This window comes from Sphingobium sp. TomTYG74 (assembly GCF_055393875.1).
The window spans coordinates 151,635-164,908 of record NZ_AP027342.1; the positions used below are offsets into that span (position 1 = coordinate 151,635).

Sequence of the window (13,274 nt, forward strand, 5' to 3'; positions counted from 1 at the left end):
GACCATCTGGCATCTGATCGGCGTCGGTCACCGGCATCTGGCACAGGCAAAAAAAGAGGATTGCCCATGGGCAGTGAATTGATCCGCAAGAGCTACAATGTTGCGGGCGGCTATGAGATTTCGATCGCGGAAATTGCGGGCGCGCCAGCCAATGCGCCCATCGTCATCTTCATCCATGGCAGCGGTCCCGGCGCGTCGGGCGCGTCCAACTTCCGCAACAATGCGCAAGTGTTCGCCGATGCGGGCTATCGCGTCATCCTGCCCGACCTCATCGGCTATGGCGCCTCGTCCAAGCCCGAGACCGACTATCCGCTCGAGCTGTTTACCCAGACCCTGCTCGATGCGCTTGGCCAGCATGGGATCAGCGGCGGCCACCTCATCGGCAACTCGCTGGGCGGCGGCATCGCCCTCCAGATCGCGCTCGACCATCCCGAGTTCACCATCGGCAAGCTCGTCCTGATGGCGCCGGGCTGCGTGGCTGAACAATCAAGCTATTTCACCATGCCCGGCATCGCCAAGATGCGCTCGGGCTTTGGCAGCCCTGAATTCAACATCGAGGAACAGCGCCGCCTGATCGGCAACCTCATGCATCCCTCGTCCGCGCACCACATCACCGACGCGCTGGTCGAGGAACGCTTCGCGGTCGCGCGCACCCAGCCCAAGGATGTGCTCGCCCGCGTCAAGACCCCCGACCTTGGGCCGCGCCTGGGCGAGGTCACCCAGCCCATCTTCGTCCTCTGGGGCCTCAATGACGAATTCTGCCCCGAAAGCCACGCGCGTCTCTTCCTCGACGCCTGCCCTGACGTTCGCTGCCTCACCTTCTCGCAGACCGGCCATTGGGTGCAGGTCGAGCGGACAGAAGAGTTCAACCGCTACTCACTGGACTTCCTGAAGAATGGCTGACGCTGCTCCTGCGCAATCCGTGCCTGTTCCAGAGCCCGTCGATGTCACCGCTGGTCTGAAGGGCGCGATGCGCCGCCTGCCCTCGGGCGTGGCGATCGTCACCGCGCTGGGCGAGGGCAAGACGCCGGTCGGCATGGCCGCAACCTCGATCACCTCGCTTACCATGGACCCGCCCGCCGTGCTCGTCTGCGTCAACCAGACGGCCGGCATCCACGCCCATCTCTCGCCCGGCTGCCCGGTCAGCATCAACCTCCTCTCGCGCCACCAGCGCGAAGTGTCGGCAGCATTCGGAGGTGCGGTGGCGCGCGAGGCACGCTTTGGCGTGGGGCAATGGACCCCCGATGCCCATGGCCTCCCCATCCTCGATGAAGCGCAGGCCAACCTCTCCTGCACGATCGAGAGCATGACCCCCTTTGGCACCCACAGCATCGTCATCGCCCGGGTCAAGGCGGTGCGTCTGTCCGACGCGGTCGATCCCCTCATCTTCCAGGACGGAGCCTATCTGTGAGCGAGACGCTGAACGAAACATTGGCGGACGAGCTCTACCGCGCGCTGCGGGACAAGCGCACCGTGCCGCCGCTCATCGCGCGGCACCCTGAGCTGACGATCGATGATGCCTATGCGATCTCGCTGGGCGCGCTCGACAAGCGCAAGGCGGACGGCGAAAAGGTCATCGGCAAGAAGATCGGCGTTACCTCCAAGGCCGTGCAGGACATGCTGGGCGTGCACCAGCCCGATTTCGGTTTCCTGACCGACCGGATGTTTATCGAGGGCGATATCGATGTCGCGGCAAACGGCCTGATCGCGCCGCGCGCCGAGGCCGAGATCGGCTTCATCCTGAAAGACAGCCTCAAGGGGCCGGGCGTCACGGCCGAGGACGTGATCGCCGCGACACAGAGCATCGTCCCCTGTTTCGAGATCGTCGACAGCCGCATCCAGGACTGGAAGATCGGCATCGTCGACACCGTTGCCGACAATGCCTCCTGCGGTGTCTATGTGCTGGGCGAGGCCCGCGCGAACCCGCGTGACCATGACCTCCCCAATCTCCACGTCACCGTGACCAAGAACGGGCAGCCGCTCTCCGAAGGCCATGGCCATGCGGTGCAGGGTTCGCCAGCGCAAGCGGTCGCCTGGCTCGCCAATACGCTCGGCGCCTATGGGGTAACGCTCGACGCCGGCGATGTGATATTGTCAGGGAGCCTGGTGCCGCTCGAACCGGCACAGGCGGGAGATGTGTTCGAGATGCAGCTCCACGGGGTTGGCAGCTGCACCGCGCGCTTTATCTGAAGATTTATGAAGAGGGTATCGCTGGCACGCGATGCTGTGAGGAGTATCTGATGACGGGCAAGGTCAAGGCGGCGATCATCGGGTCGGGCAATATCGGCACCGACCTCATGATCAAGATGATCAAATATCCGCAGAATATGGAGCTGGTGGCCGTGGTCGGCATCGACGAGGCGTCCGAAGGGCTCGCCATGGCGCGCGAGCGCGGCGTCGCCACCACCCATGAGGGGCTTGAAGGCCTCATGAAGATGGACGTTTACCCCGAGATCGGCATCGTGTTCGACGCAACCTCGGCCTACGCCCACAAGGTGCATGACGAAGCGCTGCGCAAGGACGGCAAGCAGGTCGTCGACCTCACCCCCGCCGCGATCGGCCCCTACACCATCCCCACGGTCAATGGTGAAGCCAATCTCGACGCCGGGAACGTCAACATGGTGACCTGTGGCGGCCAGGCAACGATCCCGATGGTCGCCGCCGTCAGCCAGGTCGCGACGGTGCATTATGCCGAGATCGTGGCCTCGGTCTCCTCGCGCTCGGCAGGCCCTGGCACCCGCGCCAATATCGACGAGTTCACCCGCACGACTGCTGGCGCCATCGAAAAGGTCGGCGGCGCGGCGCAGGGCAAGGCGATCATCATCCTCAATCCCGCCGAACCGCCGATGATCATGCGCGACACGGTGTTCACTTTGTCCGAAGGCGCCGACGAGGAAACCATCCGCGCCTCGGTCGAAGCGATGGTGAAAAAGGTGCAGGCCTATGTGCCAGGCTATCGCCTCAAGCAGGACGTGCAGTTCGAGCGCTTTGGCGACAATAACAAGCTCACGATTCCTGGCCGCGGCGAGTTCACCGGGATCAAGACCATGATCCTGCTCGAGGTCGAAGGGGCGGGCGACTATCTCCCCAGCTATTCGGGCAATCTCGACATCATGACCGCCGCCGCCAAGGCGACCGGCGAGCTGCTCGCGCAGCGCATCGCCCAGGGCAAGACGGTCGCCGCTTGAAGCGCGCGCCCACGGAGTATCAAGACATGACCAGCACATTCAACGTCGAGGCGGGCGACAAGCTCTATATCCAGGACGTCACCCTGCGCGATGGCATGCACGCCATCCGCCACATGTATGGCATCGACCATGTGAAATCGATCGCCAAGGCGCTGGACGATGCAGGCGTCGACGCGATCGAGGTCGCCCATGGCGACGGCCTCAATGGCGCGAGCTTCAACTATGGCTTTGGCGCGCATACCGATTGGGAATGGCTCGAAGCGGTCGCCTCGGTGCTGACCAAGTCGGTGCTCACCACGCTGATCCTGCCCGGCGTCGGCACGGTCGAGGAACTGCGCCGCGCCTATGATATCGGCGTGCGCTCGGTGCGGGTCGCGACCCATTGCACCGAGGCGGACGTCTCCAAGCAGCATATCGGCATTGCCCGCGATCTTGGCATGGACGTCTCAGGCTTCCTGATGATGAGCCATATGATCGAGCCGGACAAGCTCGCTAGCCAAGCCCTGCTCATGGAAAGCTATGGCGCGCAGTGCGTCTATGTGACCGACAGCGGCGGCGCGCTCGACATGGACGGGGTCAAGGCCCGGTTCGAAGCCTATGACCGGGTGTTGAAGCCCGAGACCCAGCGCGGCATCCACGCCCACCATAATCTCTCGCTTGGCGTCGCCAACTCGATCGTCGCCGCCCAATGCGGTGCGGTGCGGATCGACGCGTCGCTCACCGGCATGGGCGCGGGCGCTGGCAACGCGCCGCTCGAAGTGTTCATTGCCGCTGCCGAGCGCAAGGGCTGGAATCATGGCTGCGACGTCAATGCGCTGATGGACGCGGCCGAGGACCTCGTTCGTCCCTTGCAGGACCGGCCGGTCCGGGTCGATCGCGAAACCCTCGCGCTTGGCTATGCCGGGGTCTATTCCTCCTTCCTGCGCCACGCGGAAAAGGCCGCCGAAACCTATGGCCTCGACACCCGCGCCATCCTGGTTGAACTCGGCCGTCGCAAGATGGTCGGCGGACAGGAAGACATGATCGTCGATGTCGCGCTCGACATGCTGAAAGAACGCGCCTGACCCCATGCCGGGGCGGCCGCACGAGGCCACCCCGGCAGGCCAGCCAACCAACAAGAGGAGAGGATATGGCCGATAGACGCCTGTCGCTCGACCATATCACCGTCACCGACACCACCCCCTGGCAGCTTGCCGAGATCGCCGCAGAGGTGGGCTGCCAAGGCATCTGCCCGTTCCTCCATTCCATGGAGGTGTTGCCCGCCATGCCCAGCTACGACCTGGTGCGCGACCCGCAAGCGCTGCGCCAGACCCGCGCCGCGCTCGCCGCCACCGGGGTCAGCGTCGACCTCCTCTACCCCTTCACCATGGCAGGCCGCACCGATCCCGCCAGCTTCGCCCCCGCGCTCGAAACCGGCGCAGCGCTCGGCGCGCCGCTTGCCAATGTGCTCTGCTACGATCGCGATCCCATCCGCCGCACCGAAAGGCTCGACGAACTCGCCGAACTCGCCGCAAAGTTCGACATCGCGCTCGCTATCGAATTTTATCCCCCCTCCCAGGTCCAAAGCCTAAGCGCCGCCCTCGACGAAATAGCCCGCTCCGGCCGATCCGACATCAAGGTCACAGCCGACCTCCTCCACATCATGCGTGGACCCGAACCCCAAACCAGCTTCCCCCTCCTTGCCCATCCCGCCATCGCCATCGCCCAGATCTCCGACGGCCCAACAACCATCGATCCCAGCGAACTCGAACGCGAAGCCGGCATCCAGCGCCAACTCCCCGGACAAGGCGCGTTCAACATCCCAGCGTTCCTCCACGCCCTCAACCCCAACACCCCAATCAGCGTCGAAATACCCCAGCAATACGCCATCGACAAAGGCTTCAACGCCCATCAACGGGCAAAGTGGGCGGTGGATTGCGTGAAGGAAGTGGTGAAAAGAACGCACTGAAAAACAAGAAATAGGAAAAATAGGAAAAATAGGAGAGTATGATGCGTGACTTGATCGACCCCACCCTGTTGCCGGGGTTGGATTTCATGCCGGCGCTGGACATCACGGCAGAGAGCCTGCCTGCGATCCGCGAGGGTATGGAGCAGATGACGGCGATGGCGCCCGAGCCGCAGGATAGTGGTGTTGAATGGCGGGAGGAGCGGATTGCGGCGCCCGATGGGCATGAGCTGCTGGTCAGGATTTATCGTCCGGCCGATGCGCAAGGGACTCTGCCCGCGATCCTGCACATCCATGGTGGCGGCTATGTGCTGGGGTCGGTGCGTACCAATCACCTTTCCAACATCGAGCTTACGCTTTCCGCTTCCGCCCTCGTCGTTTCGGTTGATTATCGGCTCGCGCCGGAGACGGTGGCGCCGGGCGCGGTCGAGGATTGTTACGCGGCGCTGCAATGGCTGCATGACGGCGCGGCCAAGTTAGGCGTCGATCTCAAGAGGATCGCCATTCGCGGCGAAAGCGCGGGCGGCGGGTTGGCTGCGGCCCTCGCGCTGCTGGCACGTGACCGGGGTGGCCCGGCGATCGCGCACCAGAACCTGATCTATCCGATGCTGGACGACCGTACCTGCATCACTCGCCAGCCCGAACATCTGGGCGCATTCGTGTGGACGCCGCAGGCCAACGCCTTTGGCTGGCGATCCCTGCTGGGTAAGGAGCCCGGATCGGCGGACGTATCGCCCTACGCGGCCCCCGCGCGGGCGGAGAGCCTGGCTGGTTTGCCGCCCGCCTTCATCTGCGTGGGCGCGCTCGATCTCTTCCTGGTGGAGGACATGGATTATGCCCGGCGGCTGATCGAAGCCGGCGTCGCGGCGGAACTGCACGTCTATCCGGGGGCCTATCATGGTTTTGACGTGACGCCCGACGCCGCGCCAGTCCGCCAGATGAAGCGCGACGCGATCGCTGCCCTTCGTAAGGCGCTGCATCCCGCCGAAACACGGTAGGATGAGCGGTAGATAGCCGCGCAAATTGCGGCGGCATCAGCTTTGACACTGGTGCTGCCCGCAAGTGCGCGCTATTGAACCGGCTACATTTTTGAAGGCGGGGCAAGAATGCAGATCAGGAGCGGGCGGAAAACGACGCCGCCATCGCTGGATACTCTCGATACGAATATCATAGAGATACTCCGGACCAACGGCCGCGCAACCAATCAGGAAATTGCCGAACGGCTGTCCGTTACCGCTGCCACGATTTCAGCCCGGCTGCAAAAGATGGACGACGGGAAAGCGATGCGCGTCGTTGCCGTCACCGATTTTGCGGCCCATGGCTATAATGTGATCATCGCCCTGGGCGTGAAGGTCCAGGGCCGCAATGTTCAGGAGGTCGGCCGCGATCTGGCCGATCTTCCCGAAGTGCTGAGCGTCAATGTCATGAGCGGCGACCATGATGTGGAATTGCTCGTCGCGCTGCGGGATTTTGGCGAGGTGCAGGAGATGTTGTTTGAGCATATCGCCAGCGTGGAGGGGGTCGTTCACATCACATCAGGGGTGGCGGTGGATATCGTGAAATATGAATTCAACGTGGTGCCGCTGTGACCGGGAAGGCTGATTGGGCACGCCTGGACAAGCTGGACCAGGGGATCGTCGAAAAGCTCGCCCGCGACGCGCGCATTTCCAACCGCGCCATCGCCGCCGAACTGGGCGTGACGGAGGGCACCATTCGTACACGCGTCAAGCGGTTGCAGAATGAAGGGCTGATCCAGTTCACCGTCGTCACCGATTTCCGCATGGCGGGGTCGCCCAACCTTTGCATGCTGGGGATCGATGCCGATCCATCCCATGTGTCGGAATTGGCGCGCCGTCTATCCGACATTCCGGAAATCACCTGCGTCATCGTTCTGCTGGGCCGTTATAGTCTGTTGGCGATGGGGTTATTCACCAATATCGAGCAATTGAACGACCTGGTGACGGAGCGCATCCGGCCGATGCCGGGCGTCCAGCGGGTGGAAACGTCGGTATCCGTCCATAACTTGAAATATGAGGCTGGCATCGCAAAGATTACGCGAGAAGCGCCCTAAAAACAGGTCGGGACGGTCGATCTGTCCAACCGCAGAAAAACGGGGGGAGGTTCAACCCCTGAGGAGAGTATCATGTCGATCAATCTGGAAGAGCTTGCCGCCCGCGTGACGGCATTGGAGGACGTCAACGCCATCCGTCAGTTGAAGGCGCGTTACCTGCGCGCCTGCGACCTGAAGCTGGTGGACGAGTTGCGTGAGACGTTTCTGCCGCAGGGCATAAGGCTGGATTACCAAAATTTCCCGCTATTCACGGATCGCGACGAGTTCATCGCCATATTCCAGAAAATGGCGATGGCAGGCGGCGTTTATGACATTCACCATGCGACCAATGCGGATATTGAATTGGTGAGCGCGGATGAAGCGCGTGGGCTGTGGTCGCTCAATTTCCGGACGATCATCCTTGCCACGCGATCGGTGACCCGGCTCGCGGTGGAATATCAGGATGTTTACCGCAAACAGGACGGGCGCTGGTGGATCGCGGAGTCGGTGAGCCGCGTCACGTCCATCCTGACCGAAGAGATTGGCGAGGATGGCACGCCGCGTTATCTGGCCTGGGGTGAGATGCCCGCTGGGGCTTGATGTCGTGAGGGCAGGGGCGCGATTGCGGTCCCTGCCGTTATACTTGGGGCGAAGCTGACCTCGCAAACCCGGTTTATTTCCGGGTTTCTTCGCACACATTGATTCCGTCTAGATCGGCGCGCGGCTCGCACCTGTACCCGCATTCATAATCGCCCGCATCGGGATCAGATAAACTTCTTAACCGTCCAATTGCGGCCTGCTGGCAAAGCTCGAAGGTTTTGAACCCCGCTATTTCCTCATGCTTCGTGAGATCGTCACGGTCAGGATAGACGAATGCGTCCCACTGATCGGGGCGATTATCGCAAGCCGCTGTGGATAAGGCGAATAGAGCCAAAGGCCACCTCATTCCGGTTCAACCAGTGCTGATTTAAGCTTCATCAGTTTCCCAAGCCTCTTTTAGAGTGCTGTTCATCGTCGTCCGCTTTGTAGCATCGTGCCTTAAATCGGTACTGCCCCTTGTTCACTTTCGCCCTGAGGCTGTCGATCACTAAAGGGGGCGATGGCTAAGCCCTGCTTTAAGCGGAGTCATGGGGGTTCACGCGGAGACGCGGAGACGCGAAGGGGTTGCGCGGGCGACTTTGGCTGCTTTCATTCCGGCTTCGGGTTGAAGATGGCGCCGTTATAGTAAGGCTTTAGCGGGAGGCGCTATCTCTGCGTCTCCGCGTCTCCGCGTGTACCAGAAAATAGAGATATTTCGCGCAGAGACGCAGAGGCCGCCGAGAGAAACTCGCTCGGCGTCCTCTGCGCCTCTGCGCGAAACTGAGAAAGACGCAATAAGCCATTGGCTATCGCCACTTTGGATCGACGAGCGCCCTAGCCTTCCCCAACTTGATCAGGGCGCCATCCAGATAGCAAAGCCCGATTCCGGTTGCCCTTGTTCTTGCGCCGGTTTACCAACGCGTATCTAGATGCCTGCGAAGAAAAGACGTCAAAATGCGTATCGCGGCGCGGAAAATTTGTTGGAGAGGCAGTGCGCCATGGGCCGTTTGCAGGGTAAGGTTGCGATCATCACCGGGGGCGCTCGCGGCATGGGTGCCGCCACCAGCCGCCTCTTTGTCGAGGAGGGCGCGAAGGTCGCCATCACCGACGTGCTGGATGAGGTGGGCACGCAACTGGCGACCGAACTGGGCGACGCAGCGCGCTTCTATCATCATGACGTGACGAGTGAGCAGGGCTGGGCCGAACTGGTTGGCGCTGTTGAAGCCGATCTTGGGCCGGTCGATATATTGGTGAACAATGCGGGCATATTGCTGTTCCGCACGCTGCTGGACACGAGCCTTGCCGAATATGAGCGGGTGTTGAAGGTCAATTTGACCGGCGAATTTCTGGGCATCAAGGCCGTTGCGCCGGGGATGATCGCCCGTGGCAAGGGCGCGATCGTCAACATTTCCTCCGTCGATGGCATGAAGGGCGCGAACGGGCTTGCCGCCTATTCGTCCAGCAAATGGGGCGTGCGGGGGCTGACCCGTGTCGCCGCGCTGGAGCTTGGCCATCGGGGCATTCGCGTCAATTCGGTGCATCCGGGCGGCGTCGATACGGTGATGACCAATCATGACGGATCGACGCGGGAAAAGGTGAGCGAGCGGTTCGGCAATGTGCCGCTGCAACGGGTCGGCGCGCCCGAGGAAGTGGCGCGCGCGACCCTGTTCCTGGCGAGCGACGAGGCGTCCTATCTGGCGGGCGCGGAGATTGCCGTGGATGGCGGCATGCTGACCGGGCAATATTATGCACAATTTCCCGGTGCGCCGGGCGTGGATTGAATAGCGGGCGGGTGAACGACAAGACAGCGACATAAGGAGAGATGCCATGATCCGTATCGACTTACCCGAGCAGGATGCCGCCGACCCCTATGGCTATGCATCGCGCAATTATGCGCGCGAGATCATGGGTGCGGCGGGCGGATTTTCGAAAGCGGTGTATCAGCACAGCCTGTTGTCGCTGCGAGAGTTTGAAGGTGCGCGGTCACGGACGGCGCAGATCAACGGTTGTGTTATCTGCCAGCAGTTCCGAGCGGCGCGGGACGTTCAATCGATGTTTGCCGCATCGGGGCAGCGGCCGGGGCATACGGTTGCCGACAATGGATCAGCGCCGGATGAGGACTTTTATGCGGCGGTCGAGAATTGGCGGACGTCGCCTGTCTTCAGTCCTCGCGAGCGGACGGCGATTGAATTTGCCGAACGCTTTGCGCAGGAGCCGAAGTCGATCGCGCAGGATGAGGATTTCTGGGAGCGGGCGCATGCGCTGTTTTCCGATGAGGAGATTGTCGACCTGGCGCATAGCGTGGCGGCGTGGGTTGGATTGGGCCGTGTTGCGCATGTGCTGGGGTTCGACAGCGTGTGCCTGCCCTTTGCCGAGGTGGCGTGAGTTGAGATGGTTGGTTGTGTCCAAGCGACTTGCTCCCTCTCCCCTTAGGGGAGAGGGTTGGGGAGAGGGGAATGAGCAGGTCCCTCTCCCGGCTTCGCTGCGCTCGCCACCCTCTCCCCTAAAGGGGAGAGGGGAAGTTGGGTGTCAGCCGAGATTGCCCGGTTCAGCGTGCAGGATCATCGGGTCGCCCGTATGCGCGGCCCAGATGGCGTCGCGGCGGACGATGCGCCAGCCTTCGTCTCGCCTTTCCCACTGATCGACATATTCGCCGTTGGAATCGAATATGGGTCCGGCGGGGTCGTTCACCCGCTGATGCCGGGCCTGCACATAGGATCGGGTCGTCGCGCGGTCGCCATCGACATCGACCAGGATGCTGCCGATGAGATGCTGCGTGCCGCCGCAGCGGTCGAGGAAGCGGCGCATGTTGGCGGTGAGCGCCGCCATGCCGTGCTGGTCGCCGCCGGTGCCATAGTCGAAGCTGATGTCCTGCGCGAAAACGTCGCTCAAGCGGTCCCATTGCTTGTTGTCGAGGATGCGGGCGAAGCGGGACAGGCCGCGTATGATTTCCCGCTCGTCCAATAATGCTTGCGGGGTGGGGGCGGGGGGCATGCCTGCGCCTTTTTCGTCTACCACCAGCATGCGCGTTGCCGTGCGGTCGAGGAAGTTTTCCTCATCCTGCGCGATCTGGTTGGCGATATCCTCTTGCACGGCGGCGGTGATGAAGCGGTCATAGGCAGCGCGGTCGGCGAGCCAGATTTCGGTGATCACGTCGAAGTCGATCGGCGCCGCGCCGGGGAACAGGAACGCGCCTTCCAACTGCACATAGTTGCGCCGATAATCGACTATGTCCGGCAGCAGGCGCCGGATCAGGGGCGCGTGATGTGTTTCATAATAAGCGATAAAGTCTTCGCGCGAGAGATCCGGCCTGCGTTTCAGCAGCGCAATGCATTTGAACATGGGCGCACCTCCTTGAGGATTATGGCGCCATCCACTGGCCGCCGTTGACGTCGAGCGATGCTCCGCTGACGACGCGCGAATAGTCGGAGATCATCATCAGCACGGCGCGGGCGCAGTCATCTTCCGGCGGGATGATACCGATGGGGATATTCTTGGTAACGCCTGCGATCACGTCATCACGCTTGAAACCGGCGTCGACCTGCGAGGCGATGAAGCCTTCGACCGGCTCGCCATGAATCCAACCCATGCGGCAGGTGTTGACGCGGATGCCGTGGCGGCCAAGGTCGGACGCCATATATTTGCTCAGCGTGTTGAGCGCGCCCTTCGCAGCCGCATAGGGCATTTCCATGCCGCCCTCGGTGCCATAGGGATTGACCGTCGCCATGGTGGACACGTTCACGACCGCGCCGCCGTCGCGCAGATAGGGGACGCAGGCGCGTGTGAGGCGGAGGGCGCCGAGGCAGTTGACGTCGAACGCCTTGGCGAAGTCGCCCAGGTCGGCATTATCGACAAAGCACCAGTCGCCGTGGAAATAGGCGCTGTTGACGAGGCCGTGGACGCGCCCGCCAAATTCGGCGGCGGCGCGTTCGGCCAGCGTCTTGCACTGGGCTTCATCGCTGACGTCGCAGGTGACGGCGATGGCCTTGCCGCCCTTTGCCTTGATGTCGCTGCACACTTCATCGAGGAAGGCCTGGTTACGGGCGGCGAGTACGACGCTCGCGCCTTCGGCTGCGGCTATCCGGGCCAGCGCCTGACCCATGCCGGGGCCAACGCCACTGACGATCACGACCTTGTCCTTGAGCAGCATCCTCTTTCCTTTCCGAATCCTTGTACCGCTTACCCGTCATGCGGGGAGCAGCTTTGGCGCGCAGGATAGGTGAAAAAAACATTTGATCAATGCGCTTTTTACAACATTAGGCGCTATTTTACCCGCATATGCGTAGTGGCGGGCGCTAATGCGCACGAAGCGGATCATCGGCGGAGTTGACTGAATTTCCCATCGACGGACGGTAACTATTGCTATTCGCTTTTGTGATCGCTCATTATCGATCAGCTGCCGCGCCGCCCTGGCGCAGTTCGCGCCAGCGGCTAGGCGATGATCCGGTCCATTGCTGGAAGGCGCGGCGGAAGGCGCCGGTGTCGCTGAACTGGGTGCGGCGGCCGACTTCGGTGATGGTTAGGCGGGGGTCGTCCAGCAGCCGGGTTGCGAGGGCGCGGCGGGCCTCTGTCTTCAGCTGCACGAGCGAGGTGCCTTCATCGGCGAGGCGGCGTTTCAGGGTGGCGACGCTGATGCTGAACTGGCGGGCAAGTTGGGACGCGGTTGCGGGCGCCTCGCCACTTCCGAGCATGGCGCTGAAGAGGTGCTGGATGCGTTCGGAGAGCGGGGCGTCGAGCGATTGCGGCTGTTCGACGTCAAAGGGGAAGCGTTCGAGCAGATGCTCCAGTTCATGATGGCTGCGGAGCACTGGGCGGTCGAGATAGCTGGCCGGGAAACGCAGGCTGTTTTCGGGCGCGCCATGCTGCATGGGTACGGGCATGAGGTAGGAAATGGTCTGTTCGTCCAGCAGGGGCGGGTAGCGCATTGCCGCGCCCAGCAGCGGGATATCCTCGCCGATCAGCCAGCCGAATAGCCGGTAATAGGTGGAAAGGCCCGCAAGGTCGGACACATAGGCGCTGGCGTTGCGGATATGGCGCGGGGTCGCCATGTCGAGCCGTGCGACGCCGTCATCGACCTTCAGCCGCAGCCGCCCTGCGCGCGGCCCGATAAGCTCGGAAAAGCGATCCGTGCGATCAATCACATCCGCCAAGGTGCGGCAGGTGATGATGCAGTGGCAGAGCATGTCCACCCCCGCCTTGGTCAGAGGCTCGCGTCCTTCCTGACGGGCTGCCTGTGCATCGAGCGCCCAGGTGCAATGGGCATAGAGGCGGGTGAAATCATCCTGCGAAAGCCCGCGCTGCGCGGCGGTTCCGCCGATCGGCGGCCCTATGAGGTGGGACAGGCTCGCCTGCCGTAGAAGATCGGCGGGATCGACGCCGATTTCCGCCACCAGCCGCAGCAGATCGCGGGCGATGGCGACGGGAACACGGGTCGCCACCGGACGGGACAGATGTTTTGTGTTGAGCCGTTTTGTCATGACCTTTGAGCTATTCTGGCATTTCCAGAGGCAGG

At 62.5% G+C, this 13,274-nt stretch carries 15 protein-coding genes; 12 read left to right on the forward strand and 3 right to left on the reverse strand.

The window, feature by feature from the left end; all coding sequences use genetic code 11:
• The first annotated feature begins 66 nt into the window (after window positions 1-66).
• The 12 genes from ACZ5TB_RS13820 to ACZ5TB_RS13875 all read left to right on the forward strand — a co-directional run bounded on the left by ACZ5TB_RS13820 (window position 67) and on the right by ACZ5TB_RS13875 (window position 10,147).
• Window positions 67-903, forward strand: a complete 837-nt coding sequence (locus ACZ5TB_RS13820; RefSeq protein WP_464792662.1) for an alpha/beta fold hydrolase — start codon at window positions 67-69, stop codon at window positions 901-903.
• Entirely contained in the window at window positions 896-1,411 is a 516-nt protein-coding gene (locus ACZ5TB_RS13825; protein WP_464792661.1) for a flavin reductase family protein, read from the forward strand. Before ACZ5TB_RS13820 ends, ACZ5TB_RS13825 begins: the two co-directional genes overlap by 8 nt.
• A complete protein-coding gene (locus ACZ5TB_RS13830; protein ID WP_464792660.1) occupies window positions 1,408-2,190 on the forward strand; it encodes a fumarylacetoacetate hydrolase family protein in 783 nt (260 codons plus the stop codon). Before ACZ5TB_RS13825 ends, ACZ5TB_RS13830 begins: the two co-directional genes overlap by 4 nt.
• Window positions 2,191-2,240: 50 nt before the next feature.
• Complete coding sequence (locus ACZ5TB_RS13835) at window positions 2,241-3,188, forward strand: acetaldehyde dehydrogenase (acetylating) (protein ID WP_464792659.1); 948 nt, start codon at window positions 2,241-2,243, stop codon at window positions 3,186-3,188.
• Window positions 3,189-3,214: 26 nt separating this feature from the next.
• Window positions 3,215-4,252: a 4-hydroxy-2-oxovalerate aldolase gene (dmpG, locus tag ACZ5TB_RS13840; RefSeq protein ID WP_464780127.1), complete on the forward strand. Its 1,038-nt coding sequence runs from the start codon at window positions 3,215-3,217 to the stop codon at window positions 4,250-4,252.
• A gap of 65 nt (window positions 4,253-4,317) precedes the next feature.
• Entirely contained in the window at window positions 4,318-5,136 is an 819-nt protein-coding gene (locus ACZ5TB_RS13845) for a sugar phosphate isomerase/epimerase family protein (RefSeq protein ID WP_464793026.1), read from the forward strand.
• A 38-nt stretch (window positions 5,137-5,174) separates the two neighbouring features.
• Entirely contained in the window at window positions 5,175-6,131 is a 957-nt protein-coding gene (locus tag ACZ5TB_RS13850; RefSeq protein ID WP_464793027.1) for an alpha/beta hydrolase, read from the forward strand.
• Window positions 6,132-6,239: 108 nt separating this feature from the next.
• On the forward strand, window positions 6,240-6,722 hold the full coding sequence (locus ACZ5TB_RS13855) for an Lrp/AsnC family transcriptional regulator (RefSeq protein WP_464793028.1): 483 nt from the start codon (window positions 6,240-6,242) through the stop codon (window positions 6,720-6,722).
• Window positions 6,719-7,204 (forward strand): Lrp/AsnC family transcriptional regulator, encoded by a 486-nt coding sequence (locus ACZ5TB_RS13860; RefSeq protein ID WP_464780502.1) that lies wholly within the window; start codon window positions 6,719-6,721, stop codon window positions 7,202-7,204. Before ACZ5TB_RS13855 ends, ACZ5TB_RS13860 begins: the two co-directional genes overlap by 4 nt.
• Before the next feature lie 72 nt (window positions 7,205-7,276).
• Complete coding sequence (locus tag ACZ5TB_RS13865) at window positions 7,277-7,783, forward strand: nuclear transport factor 2 family protein (RefSeq protein ID WP_464793029.1); 507 nt, start codon at window positions 7,277-7,279, stop codon at window positions 7,781-7,783.
• A gap of 977 nt (window positions 7,784-8,760) precedes the next feature.
• A complete protein-coding gene (locus ACZ5TB_RS13870) occupies window positions 8,761-9,543 on the forward strand; it encodes a glucose 1-dehydrogenase (protein ID WP_464793030.1) in 783 nt (260 codons plus the stop codon).
• Window positions 9,544-9,589: 46 nt separating this feature from the next.
• Entirely contained in the window at window positions 9,590-10,147 is a 558-nt protein-coding gene (locus ACZ5TB_RS13875; RefSeq protein ID WP_449468780.1) for a carboxymuconolactone decarboxylase family protein, read from the forward strand.
• 144 nt (window positions 10,148-10,291) lie between these two features.
• On the opposite strand, the gene ACZ5TB_RS13880 is transcribed toward ACZ5TB_RS13875, so the two are convergent.
• The 3 genes from ACZ5TB_RS13880 to ACZ5TB_RS13890 all read right to left on the reverse strand — a co-directional run bounded on the left by ACZ5TB_RS13880 (window position 10,292) and on the right by ACZ5TB_RS13890 (window position 13,239).
• A complete protein-coding gene (locus ACZ5TB_RS13880; RefSeq protein WP_464793031.1) occupies window positions 10,292-11,104 on the reverse strand; it encodes a nuclear transport factor 2 family protein in 813 nt (270 codons plus the stop codon).
• A 19-nt stretch (window positions 11,105-11,123) separates the two neighbouring features.
• A complete protein-coding gene (locus ACZ5TB_RS13885) occupies window positions 11,124-11,912 on the reverse strand; it encodes an SDR family oxidoreductase (RefSeq protein ID WP_464780496.1) in 789 nt (262 codons plus the stop codon).
• Window positions 11,913-12,147: 235 nt separating this feature from the next.
• The gene (locus ACZ5TB_RS13890; RefSeq protein ID WP_464793032.1) at window positions 12,148-13,239 is read right to left on the reverse strand and encodes a helix-turn-helix transcriptional regulator; all 1,092 of its coding nucleotides are present in this window, start codon (window positions 13,237-13,239) and stop codon (window positions 12,148-12,150) included.
• Window positions 13,240-13,274: the final 35 nt, after the last annotated feature.

Coding starts and splice junctions, on each gene's coding strand:
- ACZ5TB_RS13885 (WP_464780496.1), bottom strand. CDS start 11,912: ATGCTGCTCAAGGACAAGGTCGTGATCGTCAGTGGCGTTGGCCCCGGC.
- ACZ5TB_RS13870 (WP_464793030.1), top strand. CDS start 8,761: ATGGGCCGTTTGCAGGGTAAGGTTGCGATCATCACCGGGGGCGCTCGC.
- ACZ5TB_RS13820 (WP_464792662.1), top strand. CDS start 67: ATGGGCAGTGAATTGATCCGCAAGAGCTACAATGTTGCGGGCGGCTAT.
- ACZ5TB_RS13835 (WP_464792659.1), top strand. CDS start 2,241: ATGACGGGCAAGGTCAAGGCGGCGATCATCGGGTCGGGCAATATCGGC.
- ACZ5TB_RS13880 (WP_464793031.1), bottom strand. CDS start 11,104: ATGTTCAAATGCATTGCGCTGCTGAAACGCAGGCCGGATCTCTCGCGC.
- ACZ5TB_RS13875 (WP_449468780.1), top strand. CDS start 9,590: ATGATCCGTATCGACTTACCCGAGCAGGATGCCGCCGACCCCTATGGC.
- ACZ5TB_RS13845 (WP_464793026.1), top strand. CDS start 4,318: ATGGCCGATAGACGCCTGTCGCTCGACCATATCACCGTCACCGACACC.
- ACZ5TB_RS13825 (WP_464792661.1), top strand. CDS start 896: ATGGCTGACGCTGCTCCTGCGCAATCCGTGCCTGTTCCAGAGCCCGTC.
- ACZ5TB_RS13890 (WP_464793032.1), bottom strand. CDS start 13,239: ATGACAAAACGGCTCAACACAAAACATCTGTCCCGTCCGGTGGCGACC.
- ACZ5TB_RS13850 (WP_464793027.1), top strand. CDS start 5,175: ATGATGCGTGACTTGATCGACCCCACCCTGTTGCCGGGGTTGGATTTC.
- ACZ5TB_RS13855 (WP_464793028.1), top strand. CDS start 6,240: ATGCAGATCAGGAGCGGGCGGAAAACGACGCCGCCATCGCTGGATACT.
- ACZ5TB_RS13865 (WP_464793029.1), top strand. CDS start 7,277: ATGTCGATCAATCTGGAAGAGCTTGCCGCCCGCGTGACGGCATTGGAG.
- dmpG (WP_464780127.1), top strand. CDS start 3,215: ATGACCAGCACATTCAACGTCGAGGCGGGCGACAAGCTCTATATCCAG.